Origin of the sequence: Aerococcus viridans (assembly GCF_001543285.1) — a bacterium.
GTDB lineage: Bacteria > Bacillota > Bacilli > Lactobacillales > Aerococcaceae > Aerococcus > Aerococcus viridans.
The window spans coordinates 1184023-1208536 of record NZ_CP014164.1 but is presented as its reverse complement, the minus strand read 5'-3'; the positions used below and the strand labels follow the sequence as shown (position 1 = coordinate 1208536).

The following is a 24514-nucleotide window of genomic DNA, read 5'->3' as shown; positions in this document are numbered from 1 at the left end:
AAGAGACGAGAGAAGGGTGATCATATGAAAGTTTTATTTGTCGCCGCTGAGGGCGCGCCGTTCTTCAAAACGGGTGGACTTGGTGATGTTGCCTATGCCTTGCCAAAGGAATTGTGCAAACAAGGTGTTGACATCAGAGTAGTATTGCCATATTACACGCAAATGCCTGAAAGATTCAAGGAGCAACTGATTGAAATCACCCATTTTAGAGTTGAATTAGGTTATAAATCAGCCTATGTTGGGGTAAAGACGCTAACACTCGATGGCGTTCAGTATTACTTTATTGATAATTTAGCGTATTTTGACCGAGACCAATTGTACGGCCAAAATGACGATGGTGAACGGTTTGGATTTTTTGATATCGCAGTGATTGAAATGATGGAAAAAGTAGATTTTATACCAGATATCATTCATGTAAATGACTGGCAAACAGCCATGATTCCTGCCTTATTAGTGGATCGATACCATTGGGTAGACAGCTACCGAAATATTCGCAAGGTGTTAACTATCCATAACATTCGTTTCCAAGGTTGGCAAAATGAATCCGCCTTAAAAGAGATCTTTAATACCACCTATGCTTTATACCATGAAAATGGGGTTAAAAAGGAAGGCCAAGTAAACTATCTTAAGGGCGGTATTAATTTCTCTGACAAGGTAACAACAGTTAGTCCGAATTATGCCCGCGAAATTCAAACAACTGAATTTGGTGAAAAACTAGACGGTGAATTACGTTATAATGCTTGGAAGTTATCAGGCATCATTAATGGGATAGATTATGAACAAAACAATCCAGAGACGGATCCTAATTTAGTTGAAAATTATGATGCATCAACAGTTCAAACGGGTAAAGCAGCCAATAAACGAGCCTTACAGGAACGAGTTGGCCTAAGTGTAGACCCGGATGTTGCTTTACTTGGGGTAGTTACGAGATTAACTGATCAAAAGGGTATGCAGTTGTTACAAGAAAAAGCTGAATATCTACTCACAAATTTCAATATTCAAATTGTTGTGTTGGGTACCGGTGATGAGGCGTTTGAGAACTCATTCCGTTATTTTGAATGGAAGTATCCCGGGGAATTCTGCGCATATATAGATTTTGATGTCGAATTAGCTCAACAAATTTATGCAGGTTCTGATATGTTCTTGATGCCTAGTGCATTTGAACCGTGTGGCTTATCCCAAATGATTGCCATGCGTTACGGTACTTTACCAATTGTCCACGAAACTGGTGGCTTATCAGATACCGTTCAACCATACAATCAATATACTGGTGAAGGTAACGGCTTCTCATTTAACATCTTTACTGGGGATGTTTTCGCCCATATTATCCAATATGCCTTGGATATTTACGAAAACCAACCGGATGTATGGTTCCAATTGATTCACCAAGCCATGGCGACAGACTTTAGCTGGACTGAACCGGCTAAGGAGTATATCCGTTTATATGAAGACTTGTTATAATTTCGGAAAATGATTTAAGCTTGCTAGCCAATTATTTTGGTAAATTGAATATCTTCTTTACATAAGATGATTACTCAGGTTGAGACACATAGGTTTCAACCTCTTTTCCTATTGTATAGAGTCTCATTTTTATGATAAGATAGCTCATAATACATTAAAATTGGATTGGAATGAAATGAAAAGATGAAAGTAGTAAAATTTGGAGGTTCATCAGTTGCATCAGCTGAGCAACTGGTGAAAGTGAAAGATATTGTAATTGGTGACGCTAACCGTAAAGTGGTGATTGTTTCCGCACCTGGTAAACGGGATAAGGATGACATCAAGGTGACCGATTTGTTAATCGACTTGGCTGCTGAAATCTTGCACGATAGTGAAAATGCATCAGCTACTTTTAATAAAATCGTAGAACGCTTTAGAGATACAGCTGAAGGGTTAGAAATGGATCTAGCCATTATTGATGACATTTCCAACCAATTAAATGAATTAATTAGTTCGGATATCACAGACCAGCCAGCTTATTTTGTGGATGCGATTAAAGCCTTTGGTGAAGACGCAAATGCGCAATTAATCGCCGCTTATTTCTCTGGATTAGGTTATGAGGCCTCTTACTTAAATCCTCAAGATGCAGGCTTGTTCTTATCAGATAATCCTGGTCAAGCGCGGGTCTTACCAGAGTCTTACCAAAATTTATATAAATTACGCGAACGTGATGGTATCATCGTCATCCCTGGTTTCTTCGGTTACACGAAAGACGGCAAATTAGTGACATTCTCTCGCGGGGGGTCTGATATTACTGGTGCGATTGTCGCAAACGGTGTCAAAGCTTCAATGTATGAAAACTTTACCGACGTTTCGTCTATTTATGCCGCAAATCCTGGAGTAGTCCATAATCCTGTCGCGATTGAGCAGCTGACATATTCAGAAATGCGTGAATTATCTTACGCTGGATTCTCCGTTTTCCATGATGAAGCGCTGCAACCAGCATTCATCGCTGATATTCCTGTAGCGGTAAAAAATACTAATGAACCACAGGCACCAGGCACTTTGATTACCCGAACACGTCCAAAAAATAACCTAGCGATTTCAGGTATTGCATCAACAAGTGGATTTGCCTCTGTTTACATAAAAAAATATATGATGAATAGAGAGGTTGGCTTTGTTCGTCGCGTCTTATCTGTCCTTGAAAAATATGACGTTTCATTCGAACATATCGTATCTGGTATCGATGATATCGATGTTATTTTTAAAGAAGATGCCTTATCGAAAAAAGAATTCGAAGAAATGGTAGCTGAAATCAAAGCTGAAACAGCAGCGGATTCGATTGAAAAACGCGACAACCTAAGCTTAGTGATGTTAGTAGGGGAAGGTATGATTGAAAATATTGGTAATACTGCCCGAGCAACAAAGGCCTTGTCAGAAGCAGGGATCAACTTGGAAATGATCAACCAAGGCTCATCTGAGATTTCTATTATGTTTGGCATAATTGAAGAAAGAGAAGATGACGCTGTTCGCGCCATCTACAGTGAATTTTTCAACTAAAACCCAATACGTACGAAAAAGGAGTGGCCAGGCCACTCCTTTTCATTTGGATAAAAATCCGAATATTATGATTTAAATAGTAAGAAGTACAAGATAACCACAATACCAAGGACAATACGGTACCAACCGAATACTTTGAAGTCATTAGCTTTAATGTATTTCAAGAATAGTTTAATAGTTAAGACTGAAATGACATATGCTACAACCATACCAACTAGTAATAGCCAGATTTCTGTACCTGTGAACACGAAACCGCTTAAGAAAGCTTTGACTAATTTTAGTGCTGAAGCACCGAACATAATTGGAATACTCATAAAGAATGAGAAGTTGGCTGCTAATGGTCTAGACGTACCAACGATTGTTGCTCCCAAGATGGTTGAACCTGAACGAGATGTACCAGGAACTAGTGCCAATACTTGGAACAAACCAATTTTGAAGGCGTCCATATATGTCATTTCTGCCATAGAGTTGATTTTTGCTTGTCTGTTTGTGTTACGATTTTCAATCCAGATAAACCAAATACCGTAGACAATTAACATAACTGCAACAACAAACCAATTCATTAAGTTTGCTTCTATCCATGAGTCTAATATTAGACCGGCAATAGCAGCTGGAAGACACCCAACGACTACTTTAAACCAAGTCATCCAAGTTTCCTCTTTTTCTGCTTTGGATTTGCTTGGTGCGAATGGATTTAATTGGTTGAAGTTAATCCATACAACGGCTAAAATTGCGCCTAGCTGGATAACAACCAAGAAGATATCCCAAAATTCTCGACGTGCATTTAATGTAATGAATTCTTCAAGAAGAATCATGTGTCCAGTCGATGAAATCGGTAACCATTCGGTAATCCCCTGAACTATACCTAATAAAATGACCTTTAATGTATCTAACATTTATCAATTTCCCTTCATTCAAAATAAAATAATTTCTCATTTCATTATAAATGAAAACAAGAAAGAAAACAAAAAACCATCATAACTTTAAAAAGTCTTTATATTTGAAATCTGTGAAATCGCTTCTGGGATAGATTGTCATTATTTTTACGAATGTGATATGATTAAAGTAGTCAATAAAATGAATACTTAAGGAGCGAGCGATATGTTTGATTTTTTTAAAAAAGATAAGAAGAAGGAAACTACAAAACAACCGAATAGTTCTCAAGTAGCAGAAACTTTATTTGCTCCAGCAACGGGCGAATTTAGCTCTATCGATCAAGTAGATGATCCTGTATTTTCACAAAAAATGATGGGTGACGGTTATGCCGTAGAACCTGAAGCAGGTGACGTTTATGCACCAGTTGCAGGTACTGTAATGAGTATTTTTCCAACTAAACATGCTATCTATATCAAAACAGATGATGATGTAGAAGTTTTAGTGCATATGGGTATTGATACTGTTGAATTAGATGGTGCACCATTCAATGTCACGGTAGCTGAGGGAGACCAAGTTAGTGCTGGTACCCAAGTCGCCACAGTTGATTTAGACCAATTAACATCTGCAGGTAAAGGAAAATCAATCGTTGTCGTATTCACGAATTTAGAAGACTTTTCTAGCTTACAATTAACTGCATCTGGCCAAGTTACACATAGTGCAGAAGTAGGTTCAGTAACAACAAATAGCTAAGATTAATACGCGTATATATATATTCTAATCAAGGTCGGGGCTATATGTCTCGACTTTTTTGTTATCTAAAAATGGAGAAAGTATTGTAATAGTACTGTTTACACAAGTAGCTGTCGGTTAGCCAAATAGACGTTCGTCTTTAAAATGATCATAAACCTATGATAAAAGTGTTAAGTGAGAAAAGTGAATAAAAATACGAACTATTTTTGTAAAAAACTTTACTTTTTCGGATTTATAACGTAAAATAACTCTTGTAAGAAACGAACATTAGAAACCTTTAAAAACATAACATTCGTCTATTGGAGGAGAAACATGTCTACAAAATTTAAAAATATCGTTTTATTAGCTGGTTCTGTTTTTGCTTTAGCAGCATGTCAAGGGCAAAATGCTGGAACTGATACATCTAGTGAATCAGATTCTCAAGCAACATCTGAAGCTACTGGTGATTACGCTATTAGTATGATCACAGATGAAGGTGGGGTTGATGACCGTTCATTTAACCAATCAGCTTGGGAAGGTATGCAAGCTTGGTCAGAAGAAACTGGCAATAAAGTACAATATTACGAATCAACAGATTCATCTGATTTCGTACCAAACTTTAATACTGCGATTGCAGATGGTTATGACATCATCTTCGGTATGGGCTTTATGTTAGAAGATACTTTTAATGAAGTAGCTCCTGCTAATCCAGACCAACAATTTGCCTTTATTGATGGACAAGTAGACCAACCAAACGTTGTATCAATGACTTTTAAAGACCAAGAATCTGCATTCCTAGCAGGTATCGCAGCAGCAACAACGTCTGAAACTGGAAAAGTCGGCTTTGTAGGTGGAATGAAAACACCGGGTATTGACCGTTTTGAAACTGGTTTTAGAGCTGGGGTAGCTCATGTAGACGAATCAATCGAAGTAGATGCACAATATGTTGAATCATTCGGTGATGCTGCAACAGGTCAACAAATTGCCAATGCAATGTATACAAGTGGCGCAGATGTCATCTATACGGCTGCTGGTGGTTCAGGTAACGGTGTATTTACTGAAGCACGTAACCGTCTTGAAGCAGATAGCGAAGCAAATATCTGGGTAATTGGTGTTGACCGTGACCAAACTGAAGAAGGTGAATGGTCAGGTGGTAACTTTACCTTAACTTCTACAATCAAAGATACTGGTTCTGCTATCGTTGCCATTACTGAGCAAACAATGGATACTGAATTCCCAGGTGGCGAGTTGGTAGAATACGGTTTAGCAGATGAAACGGTTGATATCACAAGAGGTAACCTTGATGATGAAACTTGGGCAACAATTGAAGATGCGAAACAACAAATCATTGATGGTGAAATTGACGTTCCAGAATTCTCTTATTCAGCAGAGTAAGCGAGTATAGAAAAGTAAATTGCGTCAGTCAAATTGGCTGACGCTTTTAATTTGTATAGGCGTCTAAGTTAGAAAAGAGGAATATAGACATGCAAAATGAAAATGTCATCGAAATGCGTGATATTACAAAAATATTTGGTACATACAAAGCCAATGATAATATCAATTTCAATCTAAAAAAAGGTGAAGTTCATGCTTTACTAGGGGAAAACGGGGCCGGAAAATCGACCTTGATGAATATTTTATCCGGTTTACTAGCACCAACATCAGGTGAGATTTTGGTGAACGGTCAAGCGGCAGTCATCAGTTCACCCGACCATGCCAATAAATTAGGTATCGGTATGGTCCACCAACATTTTATGTTGATTGATAAATTTACAGTAGCCGAAAATATTGTGCTGGGTAAAGAGTCTACAAAATTTGGTTATCTTGATGAGAAAGCAGCTTATTCAAAAATCAAAGAGCTATCTACCCAGTATCATTTGGCCGTTGATCCAGATGCTTACGTGCAGGATATTTCTGTTGGTCAACAACAAAGAGTTGAGATCATTAAGGCGCTGTACCGTGGCGCTGATATTTTAATTTTCGATGAACCGACTGCTGTATTGACCCCTCAAGAAATTGAAGAATTGATGCACATTATGAAAGCTATGACACTTGAAGGTAAATCCATTATTTTGATTACCCATAAATTGGATGAAATCACCTCGGTTGCTGATCGTTGTACAGTAATTCGTCGCGGTCAAAGTATTGATACGGTTGATGTCGCAAACACCAACAAGCAAGAGTTGGCGGACATGATGGTTGGCCGTCATGTGAATTTTAAAGTTGAGAAAAAGCCAGCTGAGACAGGCGAAGTTATTTTGCAGGTTAATGATTTAGTGGTCAATGAATCTCGGGGCTTGCAGGCAGTGAAATCTGTAGATTTTGAGGTGCGGGCAGGAGAAGTTTTAGGGATTGCTGGAATCGATGGTAACGGACAAACTGAATTAATCCAAGCAATTTCCGGTTTGAGAAAAGTGGTTTCAGGAAAAGTTACCTTAGCTGGTAAAGATGTAACCAACAAGCGTACACGTAAAATTACGGAAGCTGGATTAGGACATATACCTGAAGACCGACAAAAACACGGTCTATTCCTTGAGTTATCGATTGCAGAGAATATGGCTATGCAGTCATATTATCAAAAACCTTTCTCAAAAAATGGGCTCTTAAACCATAACTTCATCAACGATCATGCCAAAATTTTAATCGATGAATTTGACGTGAGAACTGAAAGTGAAGCAACGCTAGCGGGCGCTTTATCTGGTGGTAACCAACAGAAGGTTATTATAGCGCGGGAATTAGACCGGAATCCGGACTTATTAATCGCTGCTCAGCCAACTCGTGGGTTAGATGTAGGGGCGATTGAATTTGTGCATGACCGGTTAGTACAACATAGAGACGCAGGGAAGAGTGTATTGTTAATGAGTTTTGAATTGGACGAAATTATGGGTGTTGCTGATCGGATTGCAGTAATGCATGACGGCAAAATAAATGCCATCGTCGATGCTGACGATACGAATGAAACTGAATTGGGTCTATTAATGGCGGGTGTAAGCTTAGAAGAAGCACGCATTCAAAGTGTCCTACATCCAGTCGGTCAAGATACAATAGCGGAAGGGGTTGAACCAGTTGAAAGCATTTAAGACAAATACGCTTGTTGAAAAATTAGCTATACCAGTGATTTCTATTTTAAGTGGCTTTATTCTAGGCGCCTTCATCATGTTATTCTTCGGCTACAATCCAATTGCTGCCTACGATGCTATGATCATGACAGTTTTATCTAGTCCATACTTCATTGGTGAAGTTTTAAGACAAGCAACAGTATTAACGTTAACTGGTTTAGCTTTTAATGTGGCTTACCAATCAGGCTTCTTTAATATTGGTTTATCAGGTCAATTATTAGCCGGCTGGTTATCATCAGTAGCTTTCGCCTTGGCCTTTCCAGATTTACCGCAAATGATCATGGTACCTGCAATTCTCCTTATTGGGACTTTATCTGGTGCCTTATACGCCTCCATTGCTGGTGTTCTGCGTGCCTACTTAGGGACAAATGAAGTTGTTGTGACGATTATGTTAAACTATATCATCTTGTATACTACCAATTACCTTATTCGTGAGGTGCTGGGGTCAGGGAATATGACGGATAAAGTAGGCGAGAATGCTTCCTTAGCTATAGCTTTTATCTCAACATTAACAGGTGGGTCTCGCTTAAATATGGGGATCTTCATCGCGATCATCATGGTTATCCTATACGGATTTGTGATGAAACATACAACTATGGGCTTTGAATTAAAGGCCGTTGGGTTAAATAAAGATGCAGCGGAATATGCAGGTATTCACGTGGAGAAAAATATCGTCTTAGCCATCTTCCTGTCTGGTGGTTTGGCTGGTTTAGCCGGCGTCATCCATGGTATCGGTACTTTTGGTAACTTGTATACACTAACTTCCCTACCATCTGAAGGTTTTAACGGAATTGCCGTTGGCTTGCTTGGAATGGGGACGCCAGTTGGGACTTTTCTAGCTTCTATCTTATTCGGTATCTTGAATATTGGGGCTTCATTTATGCCAAACCGTGCCGGTGTACCGGATGAATTGGCGAGTGTTATTACAGCTGCTATCATTTTCTTTATCGGTTCATCTTACATCATTTCATATGTAATAGATAAATTCGGTAAGGGTAAAAAATCAACAGTTAAGGGGGACCAATAATGGACTTTTCTACTATCTTACAATTAATTGTGTCTTCGACATTAATGTACGCAGCACCCCTTATGTTTACTGCAATCGGTGGTAGCTTCTCTGAACGGTCAGGTGTGGTGAACATTGGTTTGGAAGGGATTATGGTAATGGGCGCCTTTGCTTCAGCGGTTTTCAATATCACCATGTCAAGCACTTTCGGGGCCATGACGCCTTGGGTTGGTCTATTAGTAGGTGGACTAGTGGGCTTGATCTATTCAGGAATTCATGCCGTATCATCTATCAACTTCCGCGCCAATCAAACCATTTCCGGTACCGTATTGAACTTAGCAGCTCCTGGATTATCTGTTTTCTTAGTGCGAGCGATTTATGGAGCAGCGCAAACAGGTCCATTAGCGAAACCTTTTGTAACTTATAATATTTTAGGTTTGAATAATATCCCAGTTATTGGACCAATTTTCTTCCAAAATACTTCTGGCCCAGCTTATCTAGGTATCCTATTCGCCGTAATCGCTTGGTTTGTCTTATTCAAAACCCGTTTTGGTTTACGCTTGCGTTCAGTCGGCGAGCACCCAGAGGCAGCTGAGACACTTGGTATTAACGTAAACGCAATGAAATACGCTGGCGTTTTGATTTCTGGACTCCTTGGTGGTATCGGTGGGGCGGTTCAAGCACAGGCTGTACAGAATGAATTTTCTGTAATCACCGTAGCAGGACAAGGATTCATGGCCATGGCGGCAATGGTTTTTGGAAAATGGCATCCAGTCGGTGCACTACTTGCTGCAATATTCTTTGGCTTCGCGCAAAGCTTATCGGTAACAGCAAACTACATCCCCATTATTCAAGATGTACCATCAGTTTACTTAGATATTGCGCCTTACATATTGACGATCATCGTATTAGTTGTATTCATTGGTAAAGCTCAAGCGCCAAAAGCTTTGGGGAAAACCTTTGTTCAATCGAAATAGGAAAAGTTTTCAAGCATCCATTCAAATTTCAGAATAAACAAAAAAGGGTTTGGCCGCTGCTAAATCCTTTTTTTGTTTATTCCGGTCGTTCTAATACATAAGGTTTTGTGATATCCGTATACAAGTTGCCTGCTAATCTGGCAACAGGGTCTAAGGCTTCATACAAGACGTAGCCTTTTTCCTCGTCATATACCGATGCATCTAAATGATAGTCGGTAATTTCAAGTATGAACATATCAGTGATGATACGGTCCTTACGGTCACGGATTGGGATATACTGGTAGACTTTTACCTCAAGGCGAATTAAAGCATCTGCCACACCTGGCGGGCTCACGGTCTTAGAATTAACTGTTTGAATGTCAGCTAGGGTCAATTCACTGACGTTTGCTGAAACTTTGGCAGCGGTAGCGTTCATTTTATCAATGAAAGACTTGCTGACAATATTCACCACACCTTCAGGATGGTCTAATAAATTGCGGGCGGTATCTTTAATGGAAAAATCTTCTTTTCGAAGAATAGCCATTGAAATTAAGGGCAACTTTTGCCCGGCACCACTAGTAAAAGAAAAGGGTGCCAAATTGATGACACCAGTTTTCTTGTTTTCACTAGTAATCCAACCAATTGGTCGGGGTACAATGGCACCAGATAGCAATTTATATTGTAGCTTTTCGTCCATTTGACTGGCGGCTAAATGATACATGAATGGTTAAACTCCTTTAAACTGGTGTGACACAAACGATTTCATTAATATTTGTATGATCAACGTAGGTTAATAAACCACTTGCTTGGTCACGTGTAAATAATGAAATTTGTGGTTGGAATTGGTGACCAACAATGACAAATGATTCATCTGCATTGAAGTTGAAGTCACGCGGGAAATCACCTTCAGTTGAAATGTTTTGAATTTCAGTTAAACTTTGCCCATCTGCTGAAACTTCAAAAACAGTAATTGAGTTGTGACCACGGTTTGAGACGTATAAGAACTTGTTGTCACTTGATAAGCGAATCGCTGCTGATGAGTTGAATTCAGTCCAATCGCTTGGAATCGTGTCATAACGGTTACCAGCAACTAAAGAACCATCTTCTTGAATGTTTAACACTTCAACTGTGTAGTCCAATTCCCCTAAAAGGTAAACGATTGGTTCTGAATGGTGGAAGGCAAGGTGACGTGGCCCAGTACCAGGCGCTGCTTTGTAGACACTCACTTCAGCTAATTTGTTATCATCGGTAAGTGTATAAGTGTGCACTTCATCAGTGCCTAAATCACAAGAAAGAATGTATTTGTGGTCATTTGTTGGATGGATAAAGTGGGCATGGGCAAAGTCTTGGTTTTCATGCGGGCCAATTGGTGAAGTATGTTGGATGACATCCGTTACAGTCAATGTACCATCTTCGTTGACTTTAATCACTGCCAATTCACCTTTTTTGTAGTTAGCATCATAAAGAACTTTTGCTTCTTCATCATACGTTAGGTAACAGCCATTTTCGTTAAATACTTTCACACGGTATTTAAAGGCAAATTGACCATCATTATTTTCGTAATGGGCAACACCAGGCTCATCACCGTCACTTAAAGTGAATAGATGTTTGCCGTCTTTAGATAAAGTAATGTAAGTAGGGTTGTTTTCTTCAATAATCAATTCACTTGCTTCAAAAGCTTTCTTATCAGCATTTAAGGTTAAGGTATGGATCCCCTTATTGTCTTCACGTGTATAACCAGATACATAAATCGTTTCCATAATAAAAATCCCTTCTTTCATAAGATAATTTCATTATACAAGAAAACGCTCTTATTAACACCAAAAACGGCTATACTTTAATTGTTTAGGCACATATATAGGAAGACATGTTTGCTATAATAGACGTATGCATTATAGGAGGCGACGTCATGAACGATAAAATCAAACCAGAAGAAACATTATCAACGAAAGATTCATCATCATCGAAAGACCAGATAACTTTTTCAAAATCCTGGTTTTTCAAATATATTTTAAATAATCGATATACTAGCGCCTTGATGGTCGGTATTTTAATTGTCATTTTCATGAGCCTATTTACCCGACTCTCATACCTATTAGACCCCGCAGTTTCCTTCATCCAATATGTTTCACTACCTATTATCGTGGCAGCTATTTTCTACTATTTGACAGTGCCTTTAGTGAATCGAATCGAAAAAAAGGGACTCAACCGAACCTGGGGGTCAGCAATCGTTTTACTACTGATTGCGGTGGTGGTTACTGGCCTTATTGCTTTAATCCCAACAGTAGCGGATGAAGGGCGTAATTTGATCAATAACTGGGATACTATTTGGTCAGACTATCAAAGTCGCTTACAAAGCTTCATTCGCGGTGATTGGTACGACCAAGTGAATATGGTGTTCCAATCAGCCATGAATAATGTATTAGACCTGTCATCATTTAATTGGGAGAGCATTGCTAATTCAGCAATCACAAGTGTCTCGTCTATCGTAGGGACAGTGACCAAGGTAGCAGTAGCTATTTTTACCGCACCGATTATCTTGTTCTATATGTTACGTGACGGCCACAAATTGCCCACATATGTCGCACAATTTCTGCCTATTAAAATTCGTAAGGCGACTTTACGCCTATTAAGCGATATGAATTTACAAATTAGCCAATATATCCGTGGACAAATTATTGTCGCGATTGGGGTAGCCATTATGTTTGTTGTGGGTTACTCAATTGTTGGCCTACCTTATGGGGTAATTATTGGGGTTGCTGCAGGTTTCTTAAATATCATTCCTTATATTGGATCATTCTTAGCTATGGTGCCAGCCATTATTGTCGCGATTGTAGTTGGGCCAATGATGATTGTAAAAGTCTTGATTGTATTCGCTATTGAGCAGACGATTGAAAGTCGTGTGATTTCACCACAAGTTTTGGGGTCCAATATGGCCATTCACCCAGTCACCATCATGCTTTTATTAATCTCAGCAGGATCAATTTTCGGAATTGCGGGGGTTGTATTGGTCATTCCAATTTATGCCGTCATCAAGGTCATATTTAACCACTTCTTTGTTTGGTATAAAAACGTTTCCGGCTTATATTCAGAAGATGAAAGCATCTTAGAGGACTTCATTTCAGAGGATACAACCGGCAAGTAATTTTTATTTGTTTAATGAGATAAAAGGGCGTATAATGCCCTCTTGAAGCAACATTCGCATTTTTTACATTATAAAATATAAAAGGAGGAATTAGATGTGGCGTCTAATTAAACGAATTCCCTTTTGGGCTATGTTCGGAGCAATTGTCTTTGCCTTAACACAGGCTATTGGGGAATTACTATTGCCAACGCAGACCGCTCGCATTATCGACGAGGGTGTTGCGGCAGGAGACATGCAGGCTATCTACAGCATTGGTGTTCAGATGATCTTGATTACCATCTTAGTCATTATTTCTGCAGGGATTTCAGTATATATTTCTGCTCGTACTAGCCAAAACTTGGGTAGAAAATTGCGTAATGAAATTTATACAAAAGTTTTGCAGTTTTCAAAAGAAGATATGGGGACCTATGGTGAGGCCTCATTGATTACGCGTTCTTCAAACGATATTCAACAGGTTGAAGTGACTGTTATGATGATTATGCGTATGGTATTACTTTCACCAGCCATGCTGCTAGCAGCTGTCGTGATGGCCGTATTAGCTAGTCCAGAATTGAGTTTAGTTTATGCCGTTTCAGGTCCAGTATTAGCCTTATTAATTTTTATTATTTTACGCATTGTGTCACCGTATTTCAAATCCATGCAACGTAAGGTTGATGATTTGAACCTTATTTTCCGGGAAGGATTAACAGGTGTACGTGTTGTAAGAGCCTTTAACAAATCAGATTTTGAAGTAGCACGATTTGCTAAAGCCAATAAAGATTATGCGGATACAGCGATTAAAGCGATGTTCCGGATGTCTTTTTTAATGCCTATCATGACAACAATTCTATCACTAACAAACATTACTTTATCATGGCGCGGTGCCCATTTAGTAGCCGCTCAAAACCTAAGTGTTGGTGTCATCCTTTCATTCGTCAACTATTCATTCATTATCATGTTTTCGTTCATGATGTTAGGGATGATTTTCGTGATCTTACCGCGTGCTCAAGTGTCTGCTCAACGGATCAACGAAATTTTGGATACTGAAATTACTATTCACTCACCTGAAAACCCAGTATCGATTGACCGTCAAGCACCAGGTGAAGTAACATTCGAAAACGTTGCCTTTAAATTTGGTAACGCAGAGCATAATGTAGTGGACGACATCAACTTCCAAGTGAAACCAGGACAAACTTTAGCCATTATTGGGGGTACTGGTTCTGGGAAAACGACGATTGCCAACTTACTCTTACGTTTTTCAGACGTAACGAAAGGTGCTGTTAAAGTCAACGATACAGATGTGCGCGACTTATCATTGAATAATTTGCGTGATCTGGTCGGCTATGTACCGCAAAAAGCCAACTTATTCTCAGGTACCATTCGTGAAAACTTGAAGTATGGTAACAGTGACGCTACCGATGAAGAACTTTGGTATGCCTTACGCATTGCCCAATCCGAATCATTCGTTCGCGAATTGCCGGATGGTTTAGATGCCCACGTGGCCCAAGGTGGGAACAACTTCTCAGGTGGACAAAAGCAAAGACTTTGTATTGCCCGTGCCATCGTTAAACAAGCAAACATTTATCTTTTCGATGACTCATTCTCGGCCTTAGATTACACCACTGACCGTAATTTACGTGGGGCTTTAAAAGAAGTGACTGAAAATGCGGCAACAATCATTATTGCGCAGCGTGTTTCAACTATTCGTGATGCAGATACGATTATAGTCCTTGACAAGGGTAAAATTTCTGGTATTGGTAGCCATGATGAATTAATGGCAAATGATATTTACCGTGAAATTGTCGAATCACAAATTAAGGGGGCGAACTAATGGCGAATAACAGAAAAAAACTAGAAGGCCGCCGTCATAAACCGAAAAACTTTTGGTCAACCCTAGGTCGCTTCATCAAGTATATGGCTAGTCGTAAATGGACATTCTTATTGATTATTGTCCTAATTATCCTAGCAACCACATTCCAAATTGTGTCACCACGCATTTTAGGTCAAGCAACTACGCTGATTACAGATGGGGTGAGTAATGGCTTGCAAAACGTGGATGGACAGCAAATGTACGTCATTGATTATGCAGGTTTAGTAAAAATCTTAACTCAAGTAGTCACATTCTACTTAATTAGTGCCTTATTCAACTTTTTACAAGGGGCTTTGTTAAGTCGTACTGCCCAACGCGTAATTGAAGACTTAAGAAATGATATGCGTGCGAAATTAAACCGTCTGCCGATTTCGTTCTTAGATTCAACGCCAAATGGTGAGATCATGTCACGCGCCATCAATGACGTTGAAGCAATTGCGATGTCCCTACAACAAACCTTGCAACAGGTCTTAATATCTAGTACGCAATTTGTCTTAACTATCGTGATGATGACCTTAATCAGTTCAAAAATGACCTTAATTGCAGCAGGAACTATTTTGCTATCCACAATTGTTATGCTGTCTATTACACCGGTATCGCAAAGACTATTCGCCGCCCAACAAAGGGTGCAAGGGAATATGAATGCTTATATAGAAGAAAACTATTCTGGTCAGATTGAAAATAATGCTTTCAACCAAAATGAAGGAAAAATTGCTCAGTTTGAAGAGAAATCAGCTGAATACTATGCGGTTTCGTGGAAAGCACAATTCATTTCGGGTATCTTGATGCCGTTGATGAATTTGGCGAAAAACTTTGGTTACGTAGCAGTAGCTATCGTCGGTGGTTTCTCAGTGGCTAACGGTACTATGGTAATTGGGGACGTACAAGCCATGTTACAGTACGCGGGAATCCTATCAGAGCCCCTAAAGCAAACGGCTAACATGATTAACCAATTACAACGTATGGTAGCGTCTATCGAACGTATTTTTGAATTCCTTGACGTTGAAGAAATGGAAGAAGTGGCTTCTGGTCAACCAGCTATTGAAACAGACTATAAGATGATCTTCGACCACGTCCAATTTGGTTATCAACCAGGCGAAGAGAACCTACTAATGACTGATTTCAACCTAACCGTTGAGCCAGGTCAAATGGTGGCGATTGTAGGACCTACTGGAGCCGGTAAATCAACCATTATCAACTTAATTGAACGGTTCTATAATATTTCTGGTGGGTCTATTAAATATGATGGTGTAGATACAAGAGATATTGACCAAGAAGAATTACGTTCACGAATGGGTATGGTATTACAAGATACTTGGCTATTTAATGGGTCGATTGCAGACAACATTGCTTACGGGTCAAACAATCCAAATGTGACACGTGATGAAGTGGTTCGTGCCGCAAAAGCTGCCCATGTAGATGACTTTGTGCGAACCTTGCCAGATGGATATGACACCATCATCAACCAAAATGGGTCTAATATTTCTCAAGGTCAACGTCAATTAGTGACGATTGCTCGGGCCTTTATGTCTGATCCAGAGATTTTAATCTTGGATGAAGCGACATCATCAATTGATACCCGTACAGAGAAACTCATTCAAAAAGCCATGAATCAATTACTTGAAGGAAGGACTTCATTTGTTGTTGCCCACCGTTTATCAACCATTCAAGATGCAGATAACATTATTGTATTGAACCATGGTGACGTCATTGAAACAGGTAACCACGAGGAATTATTAGCTCAAGAAGGCTTCTATTATAACCTTTATAATTCTCAATTCGTGAAAGGTGAATTTGAATAAGCACGTATGTGCATCAAAAAAAGCGAGTCGTTTTAATCTAAACGGCTCGCTTTTTGAGTGCATCTTATTCAAATGTCATGACATTTTTGTTGGTTCCAATTGTTGGTGTGTAGGCTTTTGATAATTAAAGGCAAAGCCATCATCTAAAATCCATTTGGCAATATCTGCTTGTGGAATCAAAAGTGGCATCCGGTTGTGGATAGGACGAACAACTTCATCAGGTTCCGTAGTGAGGATAATAGACTCAGCTTGTTTTTGCCCAGTTTTTTTGTCGGGATAAATCCGGTAAAAACCACCCACATAAATGACCCGACCGGAGTCCGAAAAGGTGTAAGCTTCCTTATCTTCAGAAAATTCAAAGAAGGCTGACATAGGGAAGACAATCCGTTGATCTTCAAATGGTCCTTGAAAAGTCTTCTTCTCGCGGACCGTTTCAACCCGGGCGTTAATCATCAATTGGCTGGGTTTGAATCCTGTAAACCCCCATCTCGTAATGCCAGGAACGATTTTGCCTTCAGGATTAGCGCCAAGTGTCACCACCTGGTTAGAAGGATAGATGGTCCCATCCTTTAAGTCAGATACATCAACGCCCCGACTGGTAATTTCTTCGTAATAGTCGAAGAGGATTTGCTCATTTTTATCATATAAATAGCGACCACACATAGCATAGCTCCCTTACTTTTAGGTAAAAGGGTCTTCAAAATTAAGCTGACTGGTTTTCTCTTGCTAATCTGGCTTGCATATTTTTAATGGCTAAGCCATCGATTTCATCGGTTAATTGTTCGTTACGTACTAGTAAAGGGCCGTGGAAGTATGATCCAAAGGTGTTTTTGTACATCACACCTTCCGTTTGGTCTTCTCCGTTGTTACCAAAACCAGTAACGACTTTACCTAAGGGTTGTGTATTTTCACCTAAAAAGGTCCGGCCGTTATGGTTTTCATAGCCGTAGTAAGTCTGGCCAAAACGGTCATTTTCAATCACGATATCCCCGATAAAGCGGTTATTGTCTTGGTTTAATGTGTAGTGGTCTAAGGCACCAATGCCCTCTAAGCGGTCACCGGCAGCATTGATGTAGTATTTTCCAAGTAATTGGAATCCACCGCAGATACCGATTGTTACACCGTCATTTTCAATATACTCGGTTAAGGCTTCTTTTTTTAATTGGATGTCACGGGCTACAATTTTTTGTTCATAATCTTGGCCACCACCAAAGAAGACAAGGTCAAATTGACGAGAGTCAAATTCATCACCGACAGAGACTAATTGCGTTTCAACATTAACGTTTTGTGCTTTCGCTGCATGTTGTAACATCAATAAGTTACCGTTATCACCATATGTATTCATTAAGTTCCCATATAAATGGGCAATTTTTAAAGTTTGTTCCATTAACGCATCCGCTCCTTCACGTAACCTAATTCAGCCAGTTCTTTTCTAATCGCAAGCATAGCTGTATAAGTCGCTAAGATATAGACTTTTTCAGTTGGTGCATTTTTTACTGTTTCAATGATAGCTTTAGGATCTTCTAACTGGATTAATTGGTCTTGGTTAAAGCCAGCGACTGCCATACGTTTAGATAAGTCGGCTACACGAATACCTGCCACATAAGAAGCTTCAATATTGTCCATTTCTGCTAATTTTTCAAAGTTGCCATCCCAAATCCATGATACATCTTGGCCGTCAGCGGGGCGGTCATTTAACACAGAAATGAGAGTATACGGTGCTTTTTCTAAAAGACATAATTCGATGATTTGGTTTAGACCTACGGGGTTTTTGATAAGGTTAATCCGTAAGTCATGACCTTCCACGTTAATGGCTTCTTGACGCCCAAAAATACGTTTAGCTCCTTGTAATCCTTCCGCGATATCTGTTTGGCTGACACCAAAATACCGACCTAGTGAGTAGGCTGATAAGGCGTTATAGACATTGTATAGTCCAGCAACTGGAATATTGTATTGGTAGCCATCAATTGTAAAGCTAGCTGATTCCGGTGTTAATTCATTAATTTCTTCTACTTGGTAAGTTAATGCTGGACGACTCACGCCACAGTTTGGACAGAAGTAGTCACCAAGGTTGCTGTAGGTAATGCTATGATAATGTAAAACATGTTCACAGTTCGGACAGATAACACCATCAGTATTGTTATCTGCTAGAAAGTCTTTTGACTGGTCTTCTGTGTTGAAACCGAAAAAAACTTGCTTGTTGTCTACTTTACGTGATGAGAAAATTGGCGCATCACCGTTTTGCATTAGAATAGCGTCTTTCGCTTTTGCTGCACCTTGTAGGATAAAGTCATAAGTGGTGTAGATCTCACCATAGCGGTCCATTTGGTCGCGGAAGATGTTGGTGGTTAAAATCACTTCTGGTTTAATATGTTCAGTGATATGACGTAAAGATGCTTCGTCCACTTCAAGAACAGCTACTTTGTCTTTGGTTTTTGTACCAGAGTCTTCGATGAATGAAGATGTAATCCCTTGTAGCATGTTCGACCCTGAATTGTTGGTCATGACATGATCAAATTTTTGTTTCAAAATATTGACAGTCAGAGCAGTGGTTACTGTTTTTCCGTTGGTACCCGTAATGATGACTACACGGTAATTTTCTCCTAAGGCTTTTAAAATCTCGGGATCAATTTTCTGTGCAATTTTACCGGGTAGAGAAGTACCACCGCTTGTAAATCTCTTTAATAATTGTTGGCTTGTACGGCCGGCTACTGTTGCTAGTTGACTCTTAAATTTCATTTTTGGCACTCCTCTAATCATTTGCTATCCGCTACTTAGGCGAACTCTTAATGAGATAATTTTACCATAGGTGAGCAAAATTCTATAAAATTTCCTGTCATTTAAAATTTCTTTAAACTTTTACTGGGAATTCGACTTGCTAGCAGGAAATAAAATTGACTAGTGACGGGAATAAAAGTAAAATGAATAGCTGAGTAAATCGATATTAAAAAGTATGGGAGTGTTTAGATGGCTCAGTTATTTTTCCGTTACGGTGCGATGAATAGTGGTAAGTCTTTTGAAATCATAAAGGTAGCACATAACTATGAAGAACAAAACAAACATGTCTTGGTTTATACCAGCGCTGTTGATAACCGTGCAGGTGTAGGGAATGTGTCTAGTCGAGTGGGCGAAGAAAGATTAGCACGTGCAATTGCGACGGAGACGGATGTGTATGAGGATTTAACCACTTATATGCGAGAGAACGACCAAAAAATTTATTGTGTGTTAATTGATGAAGCCCAATTTTTATCAAAAGACCACATCTATCAATTGGCACGTATTGTTGACGAATTAGATATCCCAGTTATGGCCTTTGGCTTGAAAAATGACTTCTTAAATAACTTGTTTGAAGGGTCTAAATACCTATTACTTTTAGCTGACAAGATTGAAGAAGTGAAAACCATCTGTTGGTTCTGTGCCAAGAAGGCTATTATGAACATGCGTGTAGCTGACGGAAAGCCAGTGTATGAAGGTGAGCAAGTGCAAATTGGCGGTAATGAAGCCTATTACCCAGTTTGTCGTAAACATTATCACCATCCACCGTTGAAAGATGGTAAAATCTTTATTGAGCGCAACACTATTGAATAACAAGTAGGTAGGTATAAGTCAAATGACCATTGTCTCACCCAGTTTAATATCGAAAATAAACTGTAAGTTTTACATAAAGAAATAGAAAAGAGTTGAGAGCATGTTTACAGACCAATTAGATTCATTTATTGCCCGCTATGCGGAAGTAACTGAGTTAATGAGTGACCCGGACGTGATTAATGACAATCAACGGTTCCGTGCTATCTCTAAAGAAGAAGCTGATTTAAGACCGAAAGTAGAAACATTTAGTCACTATAAAGATGTGATTCAAGCTATTGAAGATACTGAGGAATTATTAGCAGAGTCATCAGACGATGAAATGACTGAATTAGCAAAAGAAGAATTGAAAGAATTAAAAGCAGAACGTGAGAGTCTTGAAGAAGAAATTAAACGTTTAATGATTCCTTCAGATCCAAACGACGATAAAAACATCATCATGGAAATCCGTGGTGCAGCAGGTGGGGACGAAGCCCAATTGTTCGCTGGTGACTTGTATGAAATGTATAGCCGTTATGCAACTAGCCAAGGTTGGCGCGTTGAGGTTATTGAATCATCTAGTAATGATATCGGTGGTTTCAAAGAAATTACCTTACAAATTCAAGGTGACAAAGTATATTCTAAATTAAAATTTGAATCTGGCGCTCACCGTGTCCAACGTGTACCAGATACTGAGTCTCAAGGTCGTGTGCATACTTCTACTGCTACAGTGGGTGTCATGCCTGAACTTGAAGATATTGACTTTGACTTAGATGAGGGTGATATCCGTATTGATATTTACCGTGCCTCTGGTGCCGGTGGTCAGCACGTTAACAAGACCTCTTCTGCCGTTCGTTTAACCCATGAACCAACAGGTATTCAAGTGGCTATGCAAGACCAACGTTCACAACAACAAAATAAAGATAAAGCAATGATGATCTTACGTTCGCGCGTATACGAAAAAATTGCTTCAGAGCAACAAAATGAATATGATTCACAACGTAAGAACTTAGTAGGTACTGGTGACCGTTCAGAACGTATCCGTACTTACAACTATCCTCAAAATCGTGTGACTGATCACCGAATTGGTTTAACTATTCAAAAATTAGACCGTATCATGACCGGCGAATTGGATGAAATCGTTGACGCTTTATTATTAGCCGATCAAGCCAATAAGTTAGAGGAGTTAAATGATTAATCAAACGTATCTAGAGGTCCAGGTTTGGGCCTCTTCTTTTTTAGAAGAAAATAACCAAGACGCTGAAATTGCTTATCATCTCTTGCTTGATTTAGCCGATTTTTCAGTATCAGATTGGGCCCTTAAACGTAAGGACATCATGCCCATTTACCTGAAAGAAGCCTATCAAGCGGCTATTGAGAAGGTGGCTAAAGAAAACTATCCTTGGCAGTATATTGTCGGGAAAGCTTGGTTTTACGGTGAAACTTTCAAGGTTTCACCAGCTACCTTAATCCCAAGACAGGAAACGGAAGATTTGGTGTCTTATGTGGCCGATTTAATCAAAAAAGAACATATCGCCAAAGATGCAAGGGTACTTGATATTGGAACTGGTACGGGGATTATTGCGGTTACCTTAAAACAACTGTTCCCAAACCTGCAAGTCACGGCGACAGATATTTCACCGGATGCCTTAAATATTGCCCGTGAAAATGCTGCGGATAAAAAAGTTGTTATTGATTTTCAACTTGGTGATTTATTTAAACCAGTTCTTGGCCAAGAATTTGATTTAATCATTTCAAACCCACCTTATATCGGCTCAGATGAAACGGATGTGATGTCCAAATCAACGGTCCTATATGAACCAGATTTAGCCCTTTTTGCAGAGGAAAATGGCTATCAAATTTATTGGCGCTTATTCGACCAAATCCATGATTATTTGGCTAAGCCGGGTTACTTTATTGGGGAATTTGGTTATCAACAAGGGCAATCCTTACTTGCTGGTGCTAAAGATCGCCTGCGAATGACGGACGCCGAGGTAAACATTATCCAAGATTATGCGGGCAATGATCGAATTTTAGTCATCCAAAATCCATATAATACAACAATCTAACAAATCCATAGAAATAAGAAAGGAGTTCAACCAATAATGACAAAAATCATTCAAGCAAGTGAAATTGATGAAGGCGCAGCCTTACTGCAAGATGGCCAATTAGTAGCTTTTCCAACTGAAACAGTCTTTGGTCTAGGGGCTATCGCCAATAATGCGGATGCTGTTAAATCAGTCTATACAGTAAAGGGCCGTCCAAGCGATAATCCTTTGATTGTCCATATCGCTGATCCAGAAGATATTTTTGACTATATGATTGATAATGACCCGGAGAGACATGACTTAATTGAAAAATTAACAACACAATTTTGGCCAGGTCCTTTGACCTTGGTTGTACCTGTTAAACCAGATACCTTCCCAAGTGTCGTAACTGGTGGCATGGATACAGTAGGGATTCGCTTACCTGATCACGAAACGACGCGTGATTTAATTCGCGCAACTGGCTTTCCAATCGTTGGCCCATCAGCTAACATTTCGGGTAAACCGAGTCCAACCCAAGTTGCTCATGTGATGCATGACTTTGATGGGGTCATTGGTGGCGTTGTGAATGCTGAACCAACTCGCATTGGGGTTGAATCTACGGTCTTAGACCTGACAGATTCAAGAGGGTTAATCATTTTGCGACCTGGATACATCACCAAGACCATGCTAGCTGAAGTGGTGACAGGCATGCCGATATATATTGGCGGGACCATTGCCAATAACGCGGATGAGGCGCCAAAAGCACCAGGTATGAAATATGTTCACTACAGTCCTAACCAACCTGTGATGGCCGTTTCGTCTGACAAAATGTCGAATGTGCTAGCTAATCTATCTAGTCAATCGATCAAGGTGGCATTAGCAACTAGTGAAAATAATTTTGAAAAGTACAAAACGTCAGTTGCCTCGATTGTATCACTGGGACCGACAATAGAAACCGCTACACAACAACTTTTCGCAGCTTTAAGAACGTTTGATGACCAAGAAAATATTCAACAAATTGTCGTAGAATTGTATCCTGATACAGAAAAAAATGGGGCATATCGCAATCGATTGATCAAAGCGAGTTCAACCGTGGTAGAATAGACCTAGATAAATAAATTGGATAAGGTAGACCCCAAGGAATATTATCAAAAAATAAAGCTGGAGGCAGATGCATGAGTAACGACATTATTTTTGATTTATTAGATGAGGAAATGGACCGCCAACAACATGGGATTGAGTTAATCGCAAGCGAGAACTGGGTATCGGAGGATGTACGACGTGCGCAGGGATCAATTGCAACCAATAAATACGCAGAAGGGTATCCGGGTAAACGCTACTACGGTGGCTGTGAAGTCGTAGATAAAATTGAAACATTGGCGATTGACCGCGCTAAAGAATTATTTGGTGCAGCATACGCAAATGTTCAACCACATTCAGGTTCACAAGCCAATATGGCCGTATATGACGCTTTCTTAGAGCCGGGCGATTTGGTCTTAGGGATGAATTTAACTGATGGTGGGCATTTGACTCATGGGTCAAAAGTAAATTTCTCTGGTAAGAAATATAACTTTATTGCTTACAATGTCACAAATGATGAAGAATATATTGATTATGCTGAAATCGACCGCTTAGCCAAAGCGCACCAACCTAAATTAATCGTTGCCGGTGCTTCAGCTTATGCGCGCACGATTGATTTTGAAAAAATCGCTGAAACTGCTAAAGCAGTTGGTGCATACTTTATGGTTGATATGGCTCACATTGCTGGTTTAGTTGCAGCGGGTCTACACCCAAATCCAATTCCTTATGCAGACGTTGTTACTTCTACAACGCATAAAACTTTACGTGGCCCTCGCGGTGGTTTGATTTTAACTGCTAACGCAGATTACGGTAAGAAATTAAACTCTGCTATTTTCCCTGGCATTCAAGGCGGACCTTTAGAGCACGTGATTGCTGCCAAAGCTGTTGCCTTCGGCGAAGCCTTACAAGACGACTTTAAAGACTACCAAGCACAAATCATCAAAAATGCCAAAGCCTTTGAAAAAGTCTTCAATGAAGAAGGTATTCCAATGGTATCTGGTGGAACAGACAACCACTTGTTATTACTAAAAGTCATCGGTTTTGACGTGACAGGTGCTGAAATTGAAACTATCTTAGATGAAGTTGGGATTACTGTAAATAAAAATACTATTCCAAATGAAACTTTAAGTCCATTTAAGACAAGCGGTATCCGTATTGGGACGCCTGCCATTACCACTCGTGGCTTTAAAGAAGCGGAGTCTGAACAAGTAGCTCGATTGATTGCTAAAATCATCAAAAATCCTCAAGATGAGGCTGTTCGAGCTGATGTTCGTGCATCTGTTAAAGCCTTAACTGAAGCAATTCCATTAAAATAATCTCATTTAAAGGACTTGAAGGCCTAGCTTACTTGCGCTAGACTT

At 39.6% G+C, this 24514-nt stretch carries 21 protein-coding genes; 15 read left to right on the top strand and 6 right to left on the bottom strand.

Annotated features, from left to right (window positions below; genetic code table 11):
- Nucleotides 1-24 precede the first annotated feature (24 nt).
- Nucleotides 25-1461, top strand: coding sequence for a glycogen synthase GlgA (gene glgA / locus AWM76_RS05800; protein WP_003141277.1), 1437 nt, complete (start codon nucleotides 25-27; stop codon nucleotides 1459-1461).
- A 183-nt stretch (nucleotides 1462-1644) separates the two neighbouring features.
- The gene (locus tag AWM76_RS05795) at nucleotides 1645-3000 is read left to right on the top strand and encodes an aspartate kinase (RefSeq protein WP_003141278.1); all 1356 of its coding nucleotides are present in this window, start codon (nucleotides 1645-1647) and stop codon (nucleotides 2998-3000) included.
- Nucleotides 3001-3065: 65 nt separating this feature from the next.
- Here the strand turns inward: AWM76_RS05795 and AWM76_RS05790 are convergent, their stop codons facing one another.
- Complete coding sequence (locus AWM76_RS05790) at nucleotides 3066-3896, bottom strand: undecaprenyl-diphosphate phosphatase (RefSeq protein ID WP_003141280.1); 831 nt, start codon at nucleotides 3894-3896, stop codon at nucleotides 3066-3068.
- Nucleotides 3897-4101: 205 nt separating this feature from the next.
- Here AWM76_RS05790 and AWM76_RS05785 point away from each other — a divergent pair, with 205 nt between their 5' ends.
- The 5 genes from AWM76_RS05785 (at nucleotide 4102) to AWM76_RS05765 (ending at nucleotide 9707) form a co-directional block, all read left to right on the top strand.
- Entirely contained in the window at nucleotides 4102-4626 is a 525-nt protein-coding gene (locus AWM76_RS05785; protein ID WP_003141281.1) for a PTS sugar transporter subunit IIA, read from the top strand.
- 312 nt (nucleotides 4627-4938) lie between these two features.
- A complete protein-coding gene (locus tag AWM76_RS05780; RefSeq protein ID WP_003141283.1) occupies nucleotides 4939-6000 on the top strand; it encodes a BMP family lipoprotein in 1062 nt (353 codons plus the stop codon).
- An 89-nt stretch (nucleotides 6001-6089) separates the two neighbouring features.
- Nucleotides 6090-7685: an ABC transporter ATP-binding protein gene (locus AWM76_RS05775; RefSeq protein WP_003141284.1), complete on the top strand. Its 1596-nt coding sequence runs from the start codon at nucleotides 6090-6092 to the stop codon at nucleotides 7683-7685.
- Entirely contained in the window at nucleotides 7672-8751 is a 1080-nt protein-coding gene (locus AWM76_RS05770) for an ABC transporter permease (RefSeq protein ID WP_003141285.1), read from the top strand. Before AWM76_RS05775 ends, AWM76_RS05770 begins: the two co-directional genes overlap by 14 nt.
- A complete protein-coding gene (locus AWM76_RS05765) occupies nucleotides 8751-9707 on the top strand; it encodes an ABC transporter permease (protein WP_003141287.1) in 957 nt (318 codons plus the stop codon). Before AWM76_RS05770 ends, AWM76_RS05765 begins: the two co-directional genes overlap by 1 nt.
- Before the next feature lie 76 nt (nucleotides 9708-9783).
- Here the strand turns inward: AWM76_RS05765 and AWM76_RS05760 are convergent, their stop codons facing one another.
- Nucleotides 9784-10407 carry a flavin reductase family protein gene (locus AWM76_RS05760; RefSeq protein ID WP_003141288.1) on the bottom strand — a complete coding sequence of 208 codons (624 nt, stop codon included), beginning with the start codon at nucleotides 10405-10407 and terminating at the stop codon, nucleotides 9784-9786.
- Nucleotides 10408-10423: 16 nt separating this feature from the next.
- Nucleotides 10424-11446: a lactonase family protein gene (locus AWM76_RS05755; RefSeq protein WP_106427263.1), complete on the bottom strand. Its 1023-nt coding sequence runs from the start codon at nucleotides 11444-11446 to the stop codon at nucleotides 10424-10426.
- Nucleotides 11447-11595: 149 nt separating this feature from the next.
- Here AWM76_RS05755 and AWM76_RS05750 point away from each other — a divergent pair, with 149 nt between their 5' ends.
- The 3 genes from AWM76_RS05750 (at nucleotide 11596) to AWM76_RS05740 (ending at nucleotide 16482) form a co-directional block, all read left to right on the top strand.
- On the top strand, nucleotides 11596-12831 hold the full coding sequence (locus AWM76_RS05750; protein ID WP_106427264.1) for an AI-2E family transporter: 1236 nt from the start codon (nucleotides 11596-11598) through the stop codon (nucleotides 12829-12831).
- A gap of 94 nt (nucleotides 12832-12925) precedes the next feature.
- The gene (locus AWM76_RS05745) at nucleotides 12926-14641 is read left to right on the top strand and encodes an ABC transporter ATP-binding protein (RefSeq protein ID WP_003141293.1); all 1716 of its coding nucleotides are present in this window, start codon (nucleotides 12926-12928) and stop codon (nucleotides 14639-14641) included.
- Nucleotides 14641-16482 (top strand): ABC transporter ATP-binding protein, encoded by a 1842-nt coding sequence (locus tag AWM76_RS05740; RefSeq protein WP_003141294.1) that lies wholly within the window; start codon nucleotides 14641-14643, stop codon nucleotides 16480-16482. Before AWM76_RS05745 ends, AWM76_RS05740 begins: the two co-directional genes overlap by 1 nt.
- Before the next feature lie 75 nt (nucleotides 16483-16557).
- Here AWM76_RS05740 and AWM76_RS05735 read toward each other — a convergent pair whose 3' ends face one another.
- From AWM76_RS05735 to AWM76_RS05725, 3 genes are read right to left on the bottom strand one after another with little or no spacing between them, the layout of a single operon-like run.
- Complete coding sequence (locus tag AWM76_RS05735; RefSeq protein WP_003141295.1) at nucleotides 16558-17145, bottom strand: SOS response-associated peptidase family protein; 588 nt, start codon at nucleotides 17143-17145, stop codon at nucleotides 16558-16560.
- Between the two features lie 40 nt (nucleotides 17146-17185).
- The gene (locus tag AWM76_RS05730) at nucleotides 17186-17869 is read right to left on the bottom strand and encodes a type 1 glutamine amidotransferase (protein WP_003141296.1); all 684 of its coding nucleotides are present in this window, start codon (nucleotides 17867-17869) and stop codon (nucleotides 17186-17188) included.
- Nucleotides 17869-19221, bottom strand: coding sequence for a Mur ligase family protein (locus tag AWM76_RS05725; protein ID WP_050774098.1), 1353 nt, complete (start codon nucleotides 19219-19221; stop codon nucleotides 17869-17871). Before AWM76_RS05725 ends, AWM76_RS05730 begins: the two co-directional genes overlap by 1 nt.
- Before the next feature lie 228 nt (nucleotides 19222-19449).
- On the opposite strand from AWM76_RS05725, the gene AWM76_RS05720 reads away from it, so the two are divergent.
- The 5 genes from AWM76_RS05720 (at nucleotide 19450) to glyA (ending at nucleotide 24469) form a co-directional block, all read left to right on the top strand.
- The gene (locus AWM76_RS05720) at nucleotides 19450-20070 is read left to right on the top strand and encodes a thymidine kinase (protein ID WP_003141298.1); all 621 of its coding nucleotides are present in this window, start codon (nucleotides 19450-19452) and stop codon (nucleotides 20068-20070) included.
- A 100-nt stretch (nucleotides 20071-20170) separates the two neighbouring features.
- Nucleotides 20171-21244 carry a peptide chain release factor 1 gene (prfA, locus tag AWM76_RS05715; protein ID WP_003141300.1) on the top strand — a complete coding sequence of 358 codons (1074 nt, stop codon included), beginning with the start codon at nucleotides 20171-20173 and terminating at the stop codon, nucleotides 21242-21244.
- Complete coding sequence (gene prmC, locus AWM76_RS05710; RefSeq protein WP_003141301.1) at nucleotides 21237-22115, top strand: peptide chain release factor N(5)-glutamine methyltransferase; 879 nt, start codon at nucleotides 21237-21239, stop codon at nucleotides 22113-22115. The genes prfA and prmC overlap by 8 nt, the downstream gene beginning before the upstream one ends.
- Nucleotides 22116-22151: 36 nt before the next feature.
- Entirely contained in the window at nucleotides 22152-23177 is a 1026-nt protein-coding gene (locus tag AWM76_RS05705; protein WP_003141302.1) for an L-threonylcarbamoyladenylate synthase, read from the top strand.
- Nucleotides 23178-23248: 71 nt separating this feature from the next.
- Nucleotides 23249-24469 (top strand): serine hydroxymethyltransferase, encoded by a 1221-nt coding sequence (gene glyA / locus AWM76_RS05700; RefSeq protein ID WP_003141303.1) that lies wholly within the window; start codon nucleotides 23249-23251, stop codon nucleotides 24467-24469.
- Nucleotides 24470-24514 lie beyond the last annotated feature (45 nt).

Bases quoted from the DNA above. Each gene is read 5' to 3' on its own strand.
- glgA (WP_003141277.1), top strand. From the start codon at position 25: ATGAAAGTTTTATTTGTCGCCGCTGAGGGCGCGCCGTTCTTCAAAACG.
- AWM76_RS05795 (WP_003141278.1), top strand. From the start codon at position 1,645: ATGAAAGTAGTAAAATTTGGAGGTTCATCAGTTGCATCAGCTGAGCAA.
- AWM76_RS05790 (WP_003141280.1), bottom strand. From the start codon at position 3,896: ATGTTAGATACATTAAAGGTCATTTTATTAGGTATAGTTCAGGGGATT.
- AWM76_RS05785 (WP_003141281.1), top strand. From the start codon at position 4,102: ATGTTTGATTTTTTTAAAAAAGATAAGAAGAAGGAAACTACAAAACAA.
- AWM76_RS05780 (WP_003141283.1), top strand. From the start codon at position 4,939: ATGTCTACAAAATTTAAAAATATCGTTTTATTAGCTGGTTCTGTTTTT.
- AWM76_RS05775 (WP_003141284.1), top strand. From the start codon at position 6,090: ATGCAAAATGAAAATGTCATCGAAATGCGTGATATTACAAAAATATTT.
- AWM76_RS05765 (WP_003141287.1), top strand. From the start codon at position 8,751: ATGGACTTTTCTACTATCTTACAATTAATTGTGTCTTCGACATTAATG.
- AWM76_RS05760 (WP_003141288.1), bottom strand. From the start codon at position 10,407: ATGTATCATTTAGCCGCCAGTCAAATGGACGAAAAGCTACAATATAAA.
- AWM76_RS05755 (WP_106427263.1), bottom strand. From the start codon at position 11,446: ATGGAAACGATTTATGTATCTGGTTATACACGTGAAGACAATAAGGGG.
- AWM76_RS05750 (WP_106427264.1), top strand. From the start codon at position 11,596: ATGAACGATAAAATCAAACCAGAAGAAACATTATCAACGAAAGATTCA.
- AWM76_RS05745 (WP_003141293.1), top strand. From the start codon at position 12,926: ATGTGGCGTCTAATTAAACGAATTCCCTTTTGGGCTATGTTCGGAGCA.
- AWM76_RS05740 (WP_003141294.1), top strand. From the start codon at position 14,641: ATGGCGAATAACAGAAAAAAACTAGAAGGCCGCCGTCATAAACCGAAA.
- AWM76_RS05735 (WP_003141295.1), bottom strand. From the start codon at position 17,145: ATGTGTGGTCGCTATTTATATGATAAAAATGAGCAAATCCTCTTCGAC.
- AWM76_RS05730 (WP_003141296.1), bottom strand. From the start codon at position 17,869: ATGGAACAAACTTTAAAAATTGCCCATTTATATGGGAACTTAATGAAT.
- AWM76_RS05725 (WP_050774098.1), bottom strand. From the start codon at position 19,221: ATGAAATTTAAGAGTCAACTAGCAACAGTAGCCGGCCGTACAAGCCAA.
- AWM76_RS05720 (WP_003141298.1), top strand. From the start codon at position 19,450: ATGGCTCAGTTATTTTTCCGTTACGGTGCGATGAATAGTGGTAAGTCT.
- prfA (WP_003141300.1), top strand. From the start codon at position 20,171: ATGTTTACAGACCAATTAGATTCATTTATTGCCCGCTATGCGGAAGTA.
- prmC (WP_003141301.1), top strand. From the start codon at position 21,237: ATGATTAATCAAACGTATCTAGAGGTCCAGGTTTGGGCCTCTTCTTTT.
- AWM76_RS05705 (WP_003141302.1), top strand. From the start codon at position 22,152: ATGACAAAAATCATTCAAGCAAGTGAAATTGATGAAGGCGCAGCCTTA.
- glyA (WP_003141303.1), top strand. From the start codon at position 23,249: ATGAGTAACGACATTATTTTTGATTTATTAGATGAGGAAATGGACCGC.